Below are 552 nucleotides of genomic sequence, written 5' to 3'. Positions count from 1 at the left end.
GCCGGCCTGGCTCTCGCGGATGTACCCAGACAATTGAGGGGCTGCGAGAAGGCGGTGTGTCAGTCAATACAAGTGCCTACTGACACCCCGCGAGTACGCCCACACAGTTGATCTTCGTACAGGCATGAAAAAACGCCGCTCATCTCACGATGGGCGGCGTTTTTTTGTGGCGAGGGAGCTTGCTCCCGCTGGGTTGCGAAGCGGCCCGAAAATCAGCCACCGCGAGTATCCAGATGGAATGCGGGGGCTGATTTTACGATTGCTGCGCCCGGGCGCGGACAGGCCGGCGGGAGCAAGCTCCCTCGCCACAGGCGTCAGGCTTGAACGACCGGGATGTTGGCGTTCGCAGCCGCTTCACGGAACTCGGCGATCTGGTCGAAGGACAGGTAGCGGTAAACATCGGCCGCCATGCTGTCGATCTTGCCGGCGTATTCCATGTACTCCTCGACGGTCGGCAGACGACCCAGGATGGAGGCGACAGACGCCAACTCGGCCGAAGCCAGGTAGACGTTCGCGCCGTCGCCCAGACGGTTCGGGAAGTTACGGGTCGAC

1 protein-coding gene is annotated in these 552 nt (G+C 62.1%); it reads right to left on the bottom strand.

Annotation, left to right across the window (positions count from 1 at the left end):
• Nucleotides 1–314: 314 nt before the first annotated feature.
• A partial coding sequence (locus F8N85_RS35980; protein WP_150807656.1) for a hypothetical protein occupies nucleotides 315–552 on the bottom strand: 238 nt, incomplete at its 5' end.

This window comes from Pseudomonas fluorescens (assembly GCF_902497875.1).
GTDB lineage: Bacteria > Pseudomonadota > Gammaproteobacteria > Pseudomonadales > Pseudomonadaceae > Aquipseudomonas > Aquipseudomonas fluorescens_BR.
The sequence above is the reverse complement of the archived record's forward strand: the minus strand, read 5'-3'. Positions and strand labels throughout refer to the sequence as shown.